General features: G+C 42.3%; 9 protein-coding genes. All 9 read left to right on the top strand.

The annotated features are described in order from the left end of the window. Nucleotides 1–52 precede the first annotated feature (52 nt). The 9 genes from D8S85_RS12210 to D8S85_RS12170 all read left to right on the top strand — a co-directional run bounded on the left by D8S85_RS12210 (nt 53) and on the right by D8S85_RS12170 (nt 16,987). Complete coding sequence (locus D8S85_RS12210; protein WP_172726509.1) at nt 53–619, top strand: RNA polymerase sigma-70 factor; 567 nt, start codon at nt 53–55, stop codon at nt 617–619. Between the two features lie 85 nt (nt 620–704). Then, nucleotides 705–1,862: a FecR family protein gene (locus D8S85_RS12205; protein WP_106480903.1), complete on the top strand. Its 1,158-nt coding sequence runs from the start codon at nt 705–707 to the stop codon at nt 1,860–1,862. A gap of 143 nt (nt 1,863–2,005) precedes the next feature. Next, entirely contained in the window at nt 2,006–5,584 is a 3,579-nt protein-coding gene (locus D8S85_RS12200) for a SusC/RagA family TonB-linked outer membrane protein (RefSeq protein ID WP_317046365.1), read from the top strand. A gap of 10 nt (nt 5,585–5,594) precedes the next feature. Further along, nucleotides 5,595–7,187 (top strand): RagB/SusD family nutrient uptake outer membrane protein, encoded by a 1,593-nt coding sequence (locus D8S85_RS12195; RefSeq protein ID WP_127075129.1) that lies wholly within the window; start codon nt 5,595–5,597, stop codon nt 7,185–7,187. A 2-nt stretch (nt 7,188–7,189) separates the two neighbouring features. After that, complete coding sequence (locus D8S85_RS12190; RefSeq protein WP_106480899.1) at nt 7,190–8,086, top strand: hypothetical protein; 897 nt, start codon at nt 7,190–7,192, stop codon at nt 8,084–8,086. 123 nt (nt 8,087–8,209) lie between these two features. Further along, nucleotides 8,210–9,310: a thioredoxin family protein gene (locus tag D8S85_RS12185; RefSeq protein ID WP_106480898.1), complete on the top strand. Its 1,101-nt coding sequence runs from the start codon at nt 8,210–8,212 to the stop codon at nt 9,308–9,310. Nucleotides 9,311–9,334: 24 nt separating this feature from the next. Next, entirely contained in the window at nt 9,335–11,416 is a 2,082-nt protein-coding gene (locus D8S85_RS12180; protein ID WP_106480897.1) for a thioredoxin family protein, read from the top strand. A gap of 728 nt (nt 11,417–12,144) precedes the next feature. After that, complete coding sequence (locus D8S85_RS12175; protein ID WP_158641564.1) at nt 12,145–13,317, top strand: FecR family protein; 1,173 nt, start codon at nt 12,145–12,147, stop codon at nt 13,315–13,317. A gap of 148 nt (nt 13,318–13,465) precedes the next feature. Next, complete coding sequence (locus D8S85_RS12170; protein ID WP_240648643.1) at nt 13,466–16,987, top strand: SusC/RagA family TonB-linked outer membrane protein; 3,522 nt, start codon at nt 13,466–13,468, stop codon at nt 16,985–16,987. Nucleotides 16,988–16,990 lie beyond the last annotated feature (3 nt).

The following is a 16,990-nucleotide window of genomic DNA, read 5'->3' as shown; positions in this document are numbered from 1 at the left end:
TATAATTCGATTTTCTTACATAAATTTGTCCGGATAATCTGAAAATATACTCATGGATATCGAAGAGAATTTGATTTTAGATCGAATAAAGAAGCATGATAAAGAGGCGTTTAGATTCCTCTATGAGTATTATTTTACCAAAATAGTACTATTTGCCGAAAGCTATTTGTACGATGAAGAAGAGGCAAGGGATTTAGTGCAGGATTTATTTTTCCATTTGTGGGATCACTCCGAGGCATTGCACGTGACGACTTCAATAAAATCTTATTTGTTTACTTCCGTGCGAAATCGTTGTTTGAATATTTTGCGGGATCGGAAGATTAGAGACGAACATAACAATAAATTATTTGAAGCCCAACTTTTTTCAGGCACAGAAGACGTGGTTATTGATGAAGAGATTCAACAACGTCTACAGGAAGCTTTGGATTCGTTACCTGATAAATGTAGAGAAATTATCTTGTTGAAAGTGGTAGAGGGAAAGAAGAATAAAGAAATTGCCAACCAATTGAATATTGCCGAGACGACGGTAAAGACTCAAGTGCAGCGAGCCTATCGTATGTTGCGTGAGAAATTGATCCCCATTTTATTGCTTATCGAGTATTTACAGGAAGGTATCTGAAATTTTTTCATAAAAAATAATAAGAACCTTTGTACTCCGTTTTTTTAATAAATGTGTCTTACGTGTGAATGATAAATAAAGAATCATGACGAATGACAAGACATATATAAATTGGGATATAATTGCGAAACATCTGCTGGGAATTTCTTCTGCCGAAGAGCGAGAAAGGGTTGAGGAATGGTTGTCGGAAGATGAAAGTAACAGGGAATATTATCGTAAAGCTCAACGGTATTTTGATAAGTATTACACGGGAGAGGAAAGTCGGGTCGTGGATTCTAAAAATGCTTGGGAGGAATTTGTCGTTTATACGAACAAGACCCCGAAAAAGCATATTGGGAGAATAATCATTAAATATGTTGCCGTGTTGCTGCTCCCCTTACTTCTGGGAGGTATTGCTTATTGGTTTTGGGAGAGTGGTCAATTCCAAGTTACAGAAGTTGCAAAGGGAATATCCATTGAACCGGGGATGACGAAAGCGGTATTGGTATTTAATTCCGGTCAACAGGTAGAATTAACGGATTCTGTTGCTTTTGAACAGGTGGTGGAAAAGTTTAAACCTGCTCATGGTAGAATTGAAGAGGCGGAAAGATCTGTAAGGTATAATAAAATTATTGTACCGAGAGGAGGAGAATACAATTTAGTGTTGTCGGATGGAACGAGTGTGATGATAAATTCCGATTCAAAATTAAGCATTCCGGATCAATTTGTGGGAAAGGAACGACGGGTTTATTTGGAAGGTGAGGCGTTGTTTCATGTCACCCGGGATTCTGAGCATCCTTTTATAGTAGAAACAGACAATGGCGATGTTACAGTTTTAGGGACCGTGTTTAACGTGAATGCTTATCCGGATGAAGCATATATACAGACGACCTTGGTGGAGGGAAGCGTTGCTTTTAAAGGAAAGGGAATGGCCTCCTCTCGAATGATATCCCCTGGCGAGCAAATTACTTATGATATCCAGACGAAGGACATAAACGTGGAGCGAGTGAATACGGACATATTCACGGCGTGGACCGAAGGGAAGTGGATCATTGAAGGAATGCGCTTGGATGGGATCATGAAGCAACTGGCCCGGTGGTATGACATTACGGTATTTTATCAAAATCCGGAAGCTAAAGAGCTTGTATTTACCGGCGATTTGGAGAAATATAATACATGTAATGTGATCTTGGATATTATATCCATGACAACAAATGTTGAATTTGAATTAAAAGAGAGAGTCATTATTGTAAAAATGAAATAACCGGTAGGTGTTGGGACCACCTAACCGGCCAAAGTGTTAATAAAATATAGTAATCTTTACATTAACAAGACAAATGTATGCAAAAAAAACGAGATGATGGCATCCCTGTAAGGGAAGCGTGTGTAAAAAAATGGTTTCTAGTTATGAAATTGATATGTGTTTTTACATTGTTTCTGGTGTTGAAAGCTTCTGCGAATGGTTTCACTCAAAAGAAAGTAAGTCTGGATTTTGAGAAAGCAAATATGTTGGAAATTATTCAAGAGTTACGTCAGCAAACGGGTTACAAGTTTTTTTTCAATCATAATGAATTGAAAAAAGTGAAAGATGTGTCTGTAAAATTTGTTGATGAAGAATTGGAACAAGTGTTGGATGCCCTTTTGGGTAAAGTGAACTTATCTTACCGGATAGAGCAAGGTGTTATTATTATTGTTCCGGGAAAAGTAAAAAATGAAGAAAAAGAGGTACGCATTATAGGGAAGGTGACTGATGAGAAAAAGCAACCGTTGCCCGGGGTGACAGTTATAGTGAAAGGTTTAACCTTGGGAACGTCAACAGATGTAAATGGAAGATTTTCCTTAACCTTGCCCAAAATGCAAAATGTGTCCTTGCTTTTTTCATTTATCGGGATGGAGACGCAAGAGATAAAATATACCGGTCAGGATTCGATTCATGTGGTTTTAAAAGAATCGGCAGAGCAATTGGAGGAAGTGATTGTGAGAACCGGTTATCAGAATATCGATAGGCGTAAATTAACGAGTGCCGTGCAAACCATCAAAATGGATGACATCAAAGTGGCAGGGGTGAACACGATTGACCAGATGTTGGAAGGACGTATCCCGGGTATGATTTTTATGCAGAATTCCGGACAGGTGGGTGCCGCTCCGAAATTGAGGATACGGGGGACTTCGACCGTGTTGGGAAATCGGGAGCCATTATGGGTGCTGGATGGGGTGGTCTTGACCGATCCGGTGAACGTGGATCCCGCACAGATCAATGATCTGGATTTCGTGAATCTGTTGGGGAATGCCATTTCGGGTTTGAATCCTAATGATATAGAACAAATTGACGTACTGAAAGATGCTTCAGCAACGGCTCTTTACGGGGCGAAAGCGGGTAACGGGGTGATTGTAATCACGACAAAGAAAGGTAAGGCAGGTCCTCCCAGTGTGACTTATTCCGGAACGGGTTCTTTTACCCGACGTCCGCGTTATAGTGACCGAGCTATATATCTGATGAATTCGAAGGAAAGGGTTGATGTTTCCCGTGAGTTGGTAGAACGGGGTGTTTATTATAATAATGTGGATAGTTGGGTCGGATACGAGGCTACAGTGCAAGATTATTACAACGGTGCGATTGATTATAAAGAGTATAATCGGTTGGTTTCGTATTATGAGACATTGAACACGGATTGGTTCGATATTGTTTGTCAAGATGTATTTTCACATAGCCACACGTTAAGTCTGTCGGGTGGTTCTGCCAATATCCGTTATTACGCATCTCTCGGGATGAGCGATGAGAACGGGGCAATAAAAGGTGAGAATAACAAACGGTATTCGACTACGTTGAACTTAACGGCTAATTACGAACGTTTTGCGGCACGATTCCAGCTTCAGGGAAATGTATCAAGTCGTAATTATAATCCTTCTGAATTAGGTGTTTTGGATTATGCTTATAATATGAGTCGTGCAGTTCCGGCTTTTAATCCCGATGGTTCCCGTTATTTTTATCAACGGACGAGTAGCACTATACCGGTGTATAATTTCAACGTGTTGAACGAAATGGATAATTCCGGGGATAAAACCAAGGGAAACTCTATTAATATGCAGGCTCATATCAGTTACAACGTTATTGACAATTTGAAATTGGAAGGAACATTATCTTATGCGGTAAGTAATACGAATCAAAGTATTTATTTCACGGAGGATACCTATTATGTACACAAGTTGCGTGCCGACCGAACGGAACGAAATAATATGTGTCCTGTCGGGGGTGAATTGCGTAAGAATGACGTTCGTAATACCAATTGGATGGTTCGGGTACAGGCGAATTACACCAAGAACGTGGGAAGAGATGGTAAGCATAACGTGAGTGGTTCTGCCGGTTTGGAATTGAATTCTCAAAGATACGATGGTTTTAATATTACACGCCGGGGCTATCATAGAGATCGGGGTAAATTATTTTCTTCTATTCCCCAAACTTACACGGGATATTATAACCAATTTATGGCAAGTGCTAATGCTTTGGGTGTTATCACAGAAAATTTAATGAATTCGGTAGCGTGGTATGCGATGGCCGGGTACGATTATGACAACCGCTATATGGTGAATCTACATATTCGAGGGGAGGCTTCCAATTTGTTCGGGTCACGGGCAAATGATCGTATGATGCCGATTTGGGCGTTATCAGGTCGTTGGAACATGAAACAAGATATTTTGAGATCTGTTGATTGGGTGGATGACATGGCATTAAGGGGGTCTTTCGGTTATCAGGGAAATATGTTGAGTAACCAGACTCCGAATATGATTATTCGACAAGAGGCCGATTATACTGGGAAATATGGAGAATTTCGTTCGAAAGTAGCCCATTACCCGAATCCTGATTTGAGATGGGAAAAGACGGCGTCCACGAATGTGACTTTGGATTTTTCGTTTTTGAAAAACAAGATTAACGGTTCGGTTTCTTGGTATTATAAAAAAACGCGGGATGCATTTTTGACCAAGACGATTTCTGAAATCAATGGAACCACACAATACGTTGTAAATAGCGGAACACTTGTAAACAAAGGTATCGAGGTGAGTTTGAATTTTACCCCAATCAATCGTGTCGGCTTGGATGGTGGAAAGAGAGGGTTTGTTTGGCGTATTGATCCCCAATTGGGACAAGTGTTGAACGAATTAGTGAATAATGCGATAAACAATCGGAATAACGTTTTGCGAGATGAGATTGAATATACCGATATGTTGACCGGTGACGTGGATATTGCCGGAGAGCCTTTGAATACATTCTATTCATACCGCTTTAAAGGATTGAGCCCGGTAGATGGTTCTCCTATTTTTTACGGGGCGGAGGATGAATTACAGGAGGAGTTGAGCAAGAAGTATAACAATATGGAACGAGAAGATGTCTTTTTGGAGGTGATGGAAAGATCGGGACGGCGTGAGCCCTACCTTCAGGGAGGAGTTTCGAATTATTTTGGGTATCGGAATTTCGGTTTATCGTTTAATCTGGCTTATAGTTTGGGTAATAAAATTCGTTTGCTGAAATTGTGTACCGAATACGGGACAACTAATCCCAATCCGTCAAGTAATTTGCGGCGGGAGTTTGTGAATCGTTGGAGAAAACCGGGAGACGAGAATTATACCAATATCCCTGCATTGAATACAGTTGCGGGAGCTCATGCTAGTCCGTGGTGGAATAGCGGTACAAACGTGACACATCGAATCGCATCTAATATTTACGAGATGTATGATAATTCGGATATTCGGGTGGTAAGTGGAAATTACTTGCGCTTATCGTCGCTTTCTTTCCGTTATAATGTGGATGATCGATTTTGCAAAAAATTAGGCCTTAAGTCGGCTTATATCAATCTGACAGGAACAAACTTGTTCACGATAGCCCATAAAAAGTTACGGGGGCAAGATCCAACTCAGTCTGGTTCGTCGCCGAGTGTAAATCTTTCGGTACGTCCGACTTACTCGTGTAATCTTAGTATCACTTTCTAAAATTTGAACGATGAAAAAAGGAGTTTTAATTTATATATTCGGTGTACTTGCCCTAGGTCTTGGTGCTTGCGGTGATTTTTTGGAAGAATATTCGCAGAACCAGCGATATGCAACCACGGCACAGGATTTAGACGAGTTGCTTCGAGGTGAATGTTTCATGCAATGGACAAACCTTAGTTCCAATACCCAGGAAACAATGAGTTTCAGTAGCGGACTTACCATGAATTACCCGTGGTTGCACGTGATGGATGATGATGCCGAGGAATTTGTCGATGGGGGTTTGGCTTATACTTCGAATTACCCGCGTAATGTACTAGGTTCTTTCTATCACTGGGGAGCCGACCCGTTTTTGACTTTAGAGAATGACCAATATAGGGATAATGACTGGGAACGGTTTTACAAGAGTATAGGGGTATTGAATTCTATCATTTACATGGCTGATGAATTCCGTTCGAAAGAAGAGGATATTGAATTGTTGAACAGGGTAGAAGGTGAAGCGCGTTTTCTTCGGGCAGGTTATTACTTCCTATTGGTAAATATTTACGGGATGCCTTATTGCAAAGCTACTGCATCCCGTGATGCTGGAGTTCCGTTAAAAATCACGGAGTATATAGAGGATAAGTATTTTAGCCGTAGCTCGGTGGAAGCGGTGTATTCCCAGATTGTCACGGATCTTAAACGTGCTGCTGTTTGCTTGGAAGGTATTGTGCCTTCTTCGACATTACGGGTTGGAAAAGTTGCTGCTAACGCCTTGTTGTCGAGAGTGTATTTGTATATGGAAGAATATGAGGCGTGTATTGCCGCGGCAGACGAGGCCATGTCGGGAACTTATTCCGTGATGGATTTAAATAGTTGGACTGACGGGCAAAACGTGATTTCATGGACATCTCCCGAAACGATTTTCACACAAGGGGGAAATGCCGTGGTTTCAACATTTTTGAGTTCTTCGAATGTATGGGTGCAGCAAAATGGAAATTGGGTGGAGCAAGCTCAAGCACTTTCCTACCAAGTATCCGAGGATTTGTTGCAATGTTACGACGATGGAGATTTACGCAGAACCGCTTTTTTTAAGAATTCTTTACATGCGGCTATTCCCGATAAGTATAAGACGTGGGCGGATTATAATGATAATGACGAGATTGGGGCGGATTTTTTGATTCGTTTACCGGAAGTGATTTTGAATAAGGCTGAAGCATTGGCAATGTTGAACCGGGATGGAGATGCGAAAACCGAGTTGCAGAAGTTGCGTTCCAAACGTTTTGCACTAGCTCCAGCGATAACGGAAACGGGAGGGGCATTAATAGACTTTATTCGTGATGAACGTCGTCGGGAACTTTGTTTCGAGGGACATCGTTGGTTTGATTTGCGACGCTATGCGGTGAACAGTATTCACCCTCTTCCTGATAATTTCACTATCCGTCACCGGAATAATGCTTATGAGGCAAATTCACAGACTTGGTATGAAGACGGTTATTACAAGTTAAATGCTTACACGCGGGATCGTGCGGCTTGGATAATTCCGATTCCGAACTATGCTATTGAATTTAACCGGGGAGAACTCCAAAATGAGATCCGCCCGAATAGAGAACTTCAAAGAGATTGATTATGAGAAAGAATAAATTCCTTTATGTATTGCTTTTGTCCGTGTTATTCTCGGCGTGTGACAAGGAAGATAATTTGACGCCTTCCAACCTCGGTAAAGATTGGTTCACGATTGAAAATTCCGAAGATCCGGTGGATCGGGCAATTTATCAATTTTACGAGGAAACGGGGATTCCTGTGTTCTATAACGATACGATCGGACAAGAAACCCGTGTGGATAATTGGGGTAATTCGTATACACATTACGAAATCCTGCAGTTTAGTTCATCTGCCTTGGGTGGGACGGAAACCCCTAATCCGTTTTCGGCTTATGAGTTGTGTCCGAAAGAAAGTGTTATCGACGGGCTTGAATTCCTGCGTGAAGAAATTGTGCCTGTTTTGCCCGAGAGTATCAAAATTCGCAGTTTCTTGTTGTTGAAATCTTTAACACCTAGGAATTCGACAACAAGTAAAGAGGCTTTCAAAGGATTGAACACCGTACTGATTTCACGTGTTGCCGAATTTAGGAACATGAGCGATGCGGAACGGCAAAACATGAAAGGTGCCGTCCTGAATGCTGTTCTTGCCACGCCAGTTGCCGCTTATACCGAAGAATTGGCAGCATTTTATCAGACGACACGCGGTTGCTACACGCAGGCGAATCTATACGGCTGTGCCGGTTGGTATTTTTATAATCGATACGGTTTCTCTGATCCGAGAACCGTCGGTTTCTTGAAAGATCCAAATCCTTATGATTATAGTAACATGCCTACGGAAACTCAGGATGTAGGAATGTATATCAGTGCTATATTTACTTCTACGCCGGAAGAGTTCCAGGCATCGTACGGGGCGTTTGATGCCGTGATGACCAAGTATAGAATTATGGTTTCGGTATTGAAGAAAATAGGGGTTTCTATATAGGTTATTGTTTTATTTATAGCTACATGTTGTTTTATGGAAGAGTGGTTTTCACTCTTCCATCGGGAAAACACGTGGTTTTAATTAAGGTAAGATGTTTTGTATTGTATAATTAAATGAACTGAAATGAAGAAAATTTTATTGATTTATCTCGGGGTTTTGTGTTCTGTATTGGCTTTCGGGCAGACAAATTTCCAGAAATTGACATTAAATGAAGTGTGTGAAAAGGCGAAAATGGAAGGGAAAATGGTTTTTGTAGATCTTTACACGTCATGGTGTGGCCCTTGTAAAGTGATGGCTGCTGAAGTGTTCCCGAATGTACAGTTGGGTGAGTTTATGAACAAGCATTTCGTGTGTGTGAAATATGATACGGGAGCGGAAGAAGATGGTAAAGTTCTTGCGAAAAAATTTAACATTCAGGCATACCCGACATTCCTATTGCTGAATACCGATCAAGGGTTAGAAAATCAAATTGTCGGAGCCACAATCGATCCGTTAGAGTTTAAAAAACTGGTGGAAGAGGCTATGTCTGCTTCTATTGCCAGTTTGGAAAAACAATACAAAGAGGGCAATCGGGAAGTTTCTTTCCTGACAAATTATTTGCAGGAATTATTGAAAGCACAAATGACTACAGAAGCACAAGAAGTTCGTGCAGAACTGTTTAAGGTGCTCCCGGATGCGGAAAAATCGAATAGAGAATATTGGTACATTTATGATAATCAGATATTATCCCCGATTTGTTCAGAACCAATGGATTTCCTATTTGCACATTTCGATCAATTTTGCAAGAGCATGGGAGAGGAAAAAGTGTTGGAAAGAATCTCGATGGCTTTTGAGATAAAATTGAGAGATATGATTCGTGGTCGCGAAAAGATGGATGACTTGGATAAAGTGATGAAGCAGATGAAACCTCATCACTTTAACTCTCGGTCTCGCCTTGATGTTTATGCCTCTTTGGCCCAAGCATTACGTGCTGCTTGGGCGGACAAAGAGAACAAGAAAAAAATAGAAAAAGTTCTCGAGTTATGTGAAAAAGAATTTCCGAAAATCGATGGAGAAGATTTGGTTTGGTTTTATTTTCCCGTGACAATTTTTATTGCGGCTTCGGGGACAGAGGAACAATATGCGCGGGTAGTAAAATTACACGAATACATTTACGAGCATACCGAGTATCGTCCCTTGCAAAGCGGATTGGGAAATATGCTTAATGCTAGGAAACAAAAATAGGATTAACGTTGTAAGCAAAAGAAAATGAAAAAATTATTATTCGTATTCGTTGGACTCTTATGTTCCGTGGGTATTTTTGCTCAAACTAACTTTCAGGAATTGTCATTAGAGAAAGCTTGCGAGCAAGCGAGAGCAGAGAACAAAGCCATATTTTTGGATTGCTATACCTCATGGTGCGGGCCGTGCAAGATAATGGCAAATAATGTTTTCACGCTTGAAGCTGCCGGAGATTATTTCAACAAGAATTTCGTTTGCGTGAAAGTCGACATGGAGAAAGGTGAAGGACCGGCTATCGGTAAACAATACGGGGTTGATGCGTATCCTACCTTTTTGATTATTAATGCTAATGGGAAGTTGATGCATAAACTAGTCGGGGCAATGCCTCTCGAAGAGTTAATAGAGAACGTCGAGCGTGGTTTAAAAGCGAATAGTATTGCCGAGTATGAAGCATTGTATCAGGCGGGGAAATTGGATAAAACGGAGCAAATGGCATACTGGAAATTACTTTCAATCTCCGGTGAGGTGGTGAAGGCTCAAACCGTGGGCGATGATCTTTGGGGAAAACTTTCAGAAAAGGATAAACGGAATTCGACTTATTGGCCATTGTTACGCTCGCGGGCGACGACCATAGAGGGCGAGGAGATGAAGTTCGTTTGTGCGAACCGGGAGTATTTTGAAAAGGAAGTCGGCAAAGAAGAGGTTGGTAAATTGATCTATAATTCTTTTATAACCGAATTGAATATGATGATTGTATACCAGTTGCCTGCAAAAAAGTATGAAAAGCTTCCAACGATTAAGGATTTGCTTAAAAATAACGATGTGCCCCGTAAAGAGGCTCTTTTGAAGATAACCGAATTGGCTGAAGCACGCGGAAATTATAACGTGAAGGCATATCTCGATATCCTTGATGCTAATTTGAATGTATGGAATGATTCAGAAAAAGGAACGATATTCGAGGCTGCAAAATTGTTTATCCCGCTTGTCAATGACAAAGAACAAACGCGAAGATTGGGGGAGATTGCCTTACGGGCACAAGAATCCGTGAAAGATGAGATTGTTAAGGAGGGGATTATTAAAATAGGGCTTACTTCCAGAAGGGTTTCGGGAAAAGACGGCGTGTATTGGGAAGACTTGGGATCGCTGAAAGAAGTCTTGGATCGAGCTTCTCTCGAGAGTAGGTATGTGTTCTTGTATTTCCACAACGACGGTCAAACTTCAAAGCTTATCAATGAAAAACTCTTTTCTAACAAAGAGGTGGGAGATTACTTGAATAAGTTTTTTATAAATTATAAAATACACGTTGGAGAGGGGGAAGGACCTGAAATTGCCAGAAGATATGGTGTTATTGTTCCCAACGTGGTGATTGTACTTGACAAACACGGGGATATGCGTCACCGGGTATCCAATCTCATGCAAGGTGATTTCATCGAACGGGTGAACGAAACCTTTGATGATAATAAAGCTGTGGGAGAACTTGAAACACGATATACAATGGGTGATCGTTCTCCTGAATTCATGTTGAAATATTTGACGGCATTGATCAAACTGTCTAGCCCTAAAGCCTCGTTCGTTGCCTTGGAGTTATTTGCATTGCTGAATGATGAGCAGAGAATTTCGCCTGAATTTTGGATGTTGTATCACCCGCAATTTGCCATGATCAGTTCGGATATGAAGAATTATTTATTTTCGAATATTCAGAAATTTCGTGAAAAGTTAGGTGCCGAAAAAGTGGATGAACTGGTTGGCTTTCAAATTAATTCTGATCTTGACCAGGTTCTTTATAATGCAGCAGCAAAAATCTCTGTTGAAGATATAGATAGAACAATACAATTTATCAAGCAAAATAAGTTACAGCATTCGAAACAATTAATTGGTTTGGCCAATATTGTCAAGTTGTTTAAGAATAAAGTTTGCAGTGTTAAGGCCTATAAGAAGGCAAGTAAAGACATGAAGCCGGAAGAAATTCCATTTGCGGATTTATATGCCAATATTCTCGCAATGGAACCGGAGAGAGCGGAAGAGTGGAAGGCGTGGGGAAAAGAGATTGTGGATTCTCTTACAGACCCTAAATATATACAGTGGTATAAACAACTTCTTCAATTATAACCAACTCTATTCTCATCTAATTTAGAGAGCTTGTACCAGTTTCTATAAATGTAGAAAAGTATCATTTTGAACCTAAAATGCAGGGGAAAAATGATACTTTCTTATAATAAAAGTGCTTGACGTCTATAATTTTATCTAGGGTGATATTGCACATGTATTAAAACAATAGAATTGCAAATCATTATTACTAGCGGATGACTTCCGGGTATAAAGTTTCTAGTATGCTTATAAAGCCTTAATAAAACGCTATTCCGTATAGCGTTTTAATAGCGTTCTAATAGCGTTCTAATAGCGTTTTACACGGTAGTGGTCCGGATGTAAATATGTATTTATGATCATGTGGGGTATCAAGTTGAACTTATTGCCAGATTATTTCCCCACAATGACCTCTGAAGGTGTGTCAAAACTCTATATTTCAACTCCCTCCCCCCTTCGGGGTATTGAGCCCGAAACGGACTCAAACCACCTTTCGTTCGACAGATTCCGAGCAAGCTCTTCGTCTGTCCTCGCTTACCCGGTGATTTCCCTCTATAAACAGAGGGAGAGTTTAGCTCCTCACTGTTTTCGGGAAGAAGCACCAACTCTCCCCCCGTGTAAGGGGAAGTTGGAGGGGGTAGTGATGGAGGAGTTTGAGCGTAAAAACAAAGCTTGCGCTTATTTGCTGTAATTTTTTTCAAAATGTTTGTCACCCGTTTTTTCCGGTCATGTGTTCTACTAACGAAAGACACATGGAAAAGATGAAAAAATGGAATCAAATATATGAGTGGTCTAAAAAAGTTAGGACATATTTCGATAGGGATTGTTCCGCTTCGTTGGTAGATGAGGAAGATCCTGTTGTGCGTCGGGTGGTGAAACGCTTGTCTGACCCGGGATATTTGCAGACGAAAGGGTTGGAACAGAAACGGTTTGATGCGGAATTTGCTTTTAGAAAATTGCGCCGGAGAAATCGAGGGCGGATGATGATACGTGTTGGAAGTGTTGCTGCTGTTTTTGCTTTGATCCTGGGAGGCGTTGTCCTGTATAAGGGTGATTTTTCTCAAGAGAAGAAGGTGCCGGAATTGACGCGACGAATAACCTCGGTTCTTCAACCGGGAGCGAATAAGGCGGTTTTGCATTTGGCGGATGGGCGGGAGCTCGTTTTAAACGATGCTTTGCGAGCCAAGGTCGAGACGAAAGAGGGTGTGGTCGAAGTAGATTCGATGGGGGTGGTTTATGGAATAAAAGAGGATTCCGTGTCAACGGAAAGGGAGCAGGCCTATCACGTGATGAGTATCCCTCGCGGGGGAGAGTTTCATTTGACCTTGGCTGACGGAACACAGGTGTGGTTGAACTCGGAAACGGAGTTGCGGTTCCCGGTTCATTTTGCCGGGGGAGAGCGGAACGTGTATTTGAAGGGAGAGGCTTATTTTGACGTGGCCAAGGATTCGGCCCATCCTTTCGTGGTGAAGACTTCGATGGGTGATATAAAAGTGCTGGGGACGGCGTTTAATGTTTCGGTTTACGATGAACGGATGATAGCTGCGACACTGGAAAAAGGGAGTATATGTTATTTGAAAGATACGCGGAAAGGGGTGCTGATCAAGCCGGGAGAGCAGTTGATTAGCACGGAAGGTTCCGATTTGCCCGTGGTTCGGAAGGTGAATACCCGGTTGTACACGGCTTGGAAGGATAATCTTTTCTGTTTTGAGGAACAGCATTTGGACCAGATTATGTCGACATTGGCACGTTGGTATGATTTCCAAGTGAAGTTTGAATCCGAGGAGTTGAAAAAACTGGAATTATCGGGGACATTGGATAAATATTCGGATATACAGCCTTTATTAAGGTTGTTTGAATTGGGAACAGATGTGAAATTTGAAATTCAAAATAAAGTTATTTATGTGAGGCGGAATGTAAAATAAAAGGATCTGATTCGCCAGCGACCAAACTATAGAATCAAATCCTTTGTATTTAGAGTTTATAAACCCTTTAAACAGAAACAAAGTTATGAAAAAAAATCCACCTAACGTGTGGGTACGACCACATTGTGTCAAAAAAATGTTACAAGTCATGAAACTAACTTTACTTTTTGTGATGTTATTTTTCTTCTCAGCAAGCGCGTTTACCCAGCGTGTAAGCCTTTTGGTGAAAGCGGAGACGACATTGAACGAGGTGTTAAAACAGGTGAAGGATCAAACGGGAGTTCGGATTTTGTACGATGCCGGGAAGATGAAACGTGTGCCGTGTCGGGAGATGAGGATTGCCGACTTGGAGGTTACGGAGGCCTTGAAACAGATTTTGAAGGATACCCGGTTTGAGTTCTTCGAGGAAGGTGGGGTGTTTATCGTGCGGGAGGCGTTGTCGCAACAAGTGAAAGCAATTCGCGTAGTGGGGAAGGTGACGGACGAGAAGAAACAACCGCTGCCGGGGGTGACCGTCCAATTGAAAGGATTTTCAGTTGGAACGGCGACAAACGGGGCGGGGATGTATCAATTGTCTATTCCCAATGCATCGGAGAAGTTTTCTTTAGTCTTTTCTTTTGTCGGGATGATTTCCCAAGAGGTTGTTTACGCGGGGAAAGACACGATCAACGTGGTGATGAAAGAGGACGTGGAGACGTTGGAGGATGTGGTAGTCACCGGTTACATGACCTTGGATAAGAGTAAGTACGTGGGGGCGGTTGACAAGGTGTATGCAAAGGATATTATGGTCCCGGGTGAGAGTACGATCGATCAAATGTTGCAGGGGGTGATTCCGGGGATGTCCGTGCGGATTACTTCCGGTATGGTCGGATCGACGCCTAAAATTAGAATTCGGGGAACATCGACTTTGTTAGGTAGCCAAGACCCGGTGTGGGTGGTGGATGGGGTCATCCAGCGGGATCCGCTTCCGTTGAGCCAGACGGATGACGCGCTTTCGAGTGATTTGGATAATTTGCGGGATATTGCAGCGAACGCGATTTCTTGGTTGAATCCGTCGGATATCGAGTCACTGACCGTGTTGAAGGATGCTTCGGCAACCGCTATTTATGGCTCCAAGGCAGCAAACGGGGTGATCGTGATTAATACCAAGAAAGCACAGGCGGGTTCCGCTTCTATTTCTTATTCCGGAAATTTTACTATCGGACAGCGTCCGCGTTACGGGTTGTACGACCGGATGAATTCACAGGAGTTGATGCAGTTTTCCCGGGAAATGTACGAGGATCGCGTGCGTTACTCCAGTGCCGTGTTGCCAATCGGTTTCGCGGGATTGGTGCAAAAGTTGACGAACAAGGAGATTACTCACGAGCAATTGGTCGAGGAGTATAACAAGATGGCTAATATGAACACGGATTGGTTTGATATTTTGTTCCGTAATTCATTTAATCATAAGCATAGTTTAAGTATTACCGGTGGTTCGGAGAAAATTTCCAGTCGTGCATCCATTGGTATTGCCGAGGAGAAGGGAGAGGCTAAAGGGAATGAAGGGAAGACATTTACCGGTAGTTCAAACACCGTGATACAGTTGATCCCGAGTTTGAGAATCAGTTTGAATCTGAACGGAAGTTATCGTGAAGTATTCGGTTTTGCTTATGGGGTTAGCCCATTCACGTATGCCTATAATACGGCACGTACGATCCCGTTGTACAACGAGGACGGCACGCTGTATTATCACGAGAAGTGGGGAAGTGCGAGTACGGCTATTTCCGGTAAAAGGTCGTACGGGTATAATATTTTGAATGAAATAGACAACACGGGCAATGAAAACCGGACAAAGATGGTGGCTTCCAGTATTGATCTTTCATGGAAGATTTTGCCTTGTCTGGAGTATCAGGGGTTGTTGTCTTACTCGGTGAGTTCGTCGGAAGTGAAGTCGTATGCCACGGAATATTCCAATTATATTACTTCTTTGCGGGGATACGAGATCGGAGAGGTTGCCGCTAACAGCAAGGAGGAGGGTATGACGAAACTCCCTTTTGGCGGATTGTTGGTTACGGAGAATGCCACGACGAATACATGGTCGTTCCGGAATAGTTTGGTGTTTAACAAGTTGTTTAAAGAGCGTCATAGCGTGACTTTGCAAGTAGGTTTGGAACTTTCGTCCAACACGGCTACTGGTTCGAGAAATACGCGTTATGGGTATTTGCGTTACCGGGGAGAGACTTTCGCGGCTGTCCCGACAACTTATACAACGGCGTATAACAGTATTGCACAAGCGAATCCTCTTTTGGATGAGATGAGAACGGCATCATCGGTGACAAACCGGGAAAATAATTATTTAAGTGAGTTCCTGACGGCGGTATATTCTTTTGATAATCGTTACGTGTTGAATTTCAATGCCCGATTGGATGCTTCTAATCGTTTCGGACAGAGTAAAAACGATAAGTTTGAACCGACGTGGTCTATTGGTGCGAAGTGGAGGGTAGGCAGTGAGCCGTTTGCTCGCGATTGGAGTTGGATGGAGTCTTTGGATATATCCGGTTCATACGGTTATCAAGGAAATTCGGTGGAGGAGGTATCGCCTTATCTGATCGCGAGGGATGGGGGATTGAACCAATACTATAGCCAATATACATTGAATATTAAGTCTTTGCCGTATGAAGAGTTAGGATGGGAGAAAACGAAGTCGTGGAATGCCAGTGTTGATCTCTCTTTCTTGAAAGGCCGGATGAATGTGGTATTCAATGCTTACGGCAAAAAGAGTGACGTGATCGCTTCCCGACAGATTCCGGGTGAGAACGGGATGTTGAATTCTCAGATTTTCGGAACCAAGATGAACAATAACGGGTACGAGTTGACGGTTAATTTTATACCCGTCCGGACGGAAGATTTGACATGGTCGTTCTCCGTGAATACCGGAAAGGTGAACAATAAGATACGGAATAATGAACGGGTGAATGTATTGGAGGATTTCTTGAATGGCTCTGCCATCGTAAACGGGCAGGCATATAATACGTTTTATTCTTTTCAATATAAGGAGTTGAGTCAGGAGAATGGGGAACCTCTTTTCTACGACATGGATATCGAGAAGACGAATGATTTTACGGAATTCCTTGTGCGTAACGGCAATTTTGATTCGGATTTCACGGGAGGATTCAATACGCAGGTGAGATACAAACGCTTGTCTCTGACAATGCAGTTTGCCATGCAGTTTGGCGGTCAGGATCGTTTGCCCGAATTGTATACCGGTTCTTTGAAGGGAGTTCCTGCCCCGCAGGAGAATGTTTCCCGCCAGTTGAAGAAGCGTTGGAGAAAGCCGGGTGACCAGACGGATATTCCTGCCGTACCGAATTATAATAGTGCAAGTTCATTCGGTTATGTCACTTTGCCGACCTTGTCCGGTACGTCGAGTATGACGCCTTATGATATGTACGCGAAATCAGATTTCCGGGTGGCAGACACGGATTTAATCCGTTGTCGTCAGATAGCCCTTACCTACAGCGTGAGTGAAAAGATTTTGAAGGCTCTTCACATGAAATACGCAAGTATTAGTTGGAGTATGAGCAATCCGTTTATGATCGTCTTCGATAAGGCATGGAAGGGGTTGGATCCGGAAACGAAAAATTGGCCTGCCCGTAGAACGACATCTCTTTCTTTGAACGTGACTTTTTAACGA

The organism is Butyricimonas faecalis (assembly GCF_003991565.1).
Taxonomy (GTDB): Bacteria; Bacteroidota; Bacteroidia; order Bacteroidales; family Marinifilaceae; genus Butyricimonas; species Butyricimonas faecalis.
Note: the sequence above shows the minus strand (reverse complement) of the source record. Positions and strands in the feature narration are given on the sequence as shown.

Excerpts from the sequence above, each read along its gene's own strand:
- D8S85_RS12185 (WP_106480898.1), top strand. The coding sequence starts at position 8,210 with ATGAAGAAAATTTTATTGATTTATCTCGGGGTTTTGTGTTCTGTATTG.
- D8S85_RS12180 (WP_106480897.1), top strand. The coding sequence starts at position 9,335 with ATGAAAAAATTATTATTCGTATTCGTTGGACTCTTATGTTCCGTGGGT.
- D8S85_RS12170 (WP_240648643.1), top strand. The coding sequence starts at position 13,466 with ATGAAACTAACTTTACTTTTTGTGATGTTATTTTTCTTCTCAGCAAGC.
- D8S85_RS12205 (WP_106480903.1), top strand. The coding sequence starts at position 705 with ATGACGAATGACAAGACATATATAAATTGGGATATAATTGCGAAACAT.
- D8S85_RS12210 (WP_172726509.1), top strand. The coding sequence starts at position 53 with ATGGATATCGAAGAGAATTTGATTTTAGATCGAATAAAGAAGCATGAT.
- D8S85_RS12175 (WP_158641564.1), top strand. The coding sequence starts at position 12,145 with ATGGAAAAGATGAAAAAATGGAATCAAATATATGAGTGGTCTAAAAAA.
- D8S85_RS12195 (WP_127075129.1), top strand. The coding sequence starts at position 5,595 with ATGAAAAAAGGAGTTTTAATTTATATATTCGGTGTACTTGCCCTAGGT.
- D8S85_RS12190 (WP_106480899.1), top strand. The coding sequence starts at position 7,190 with ATGAGAAAGAATAAATTCCTTTATGTATTGCTTTTGTCCGTGTTATTC.
- D8S85_RS12200 (WP_317046365.1), top strand. The coding sequence starts at position 2,006 with ATGAAATTGATATGTGTTTTTACATTGTTTCTGGTGTTGAAAGCTTCT.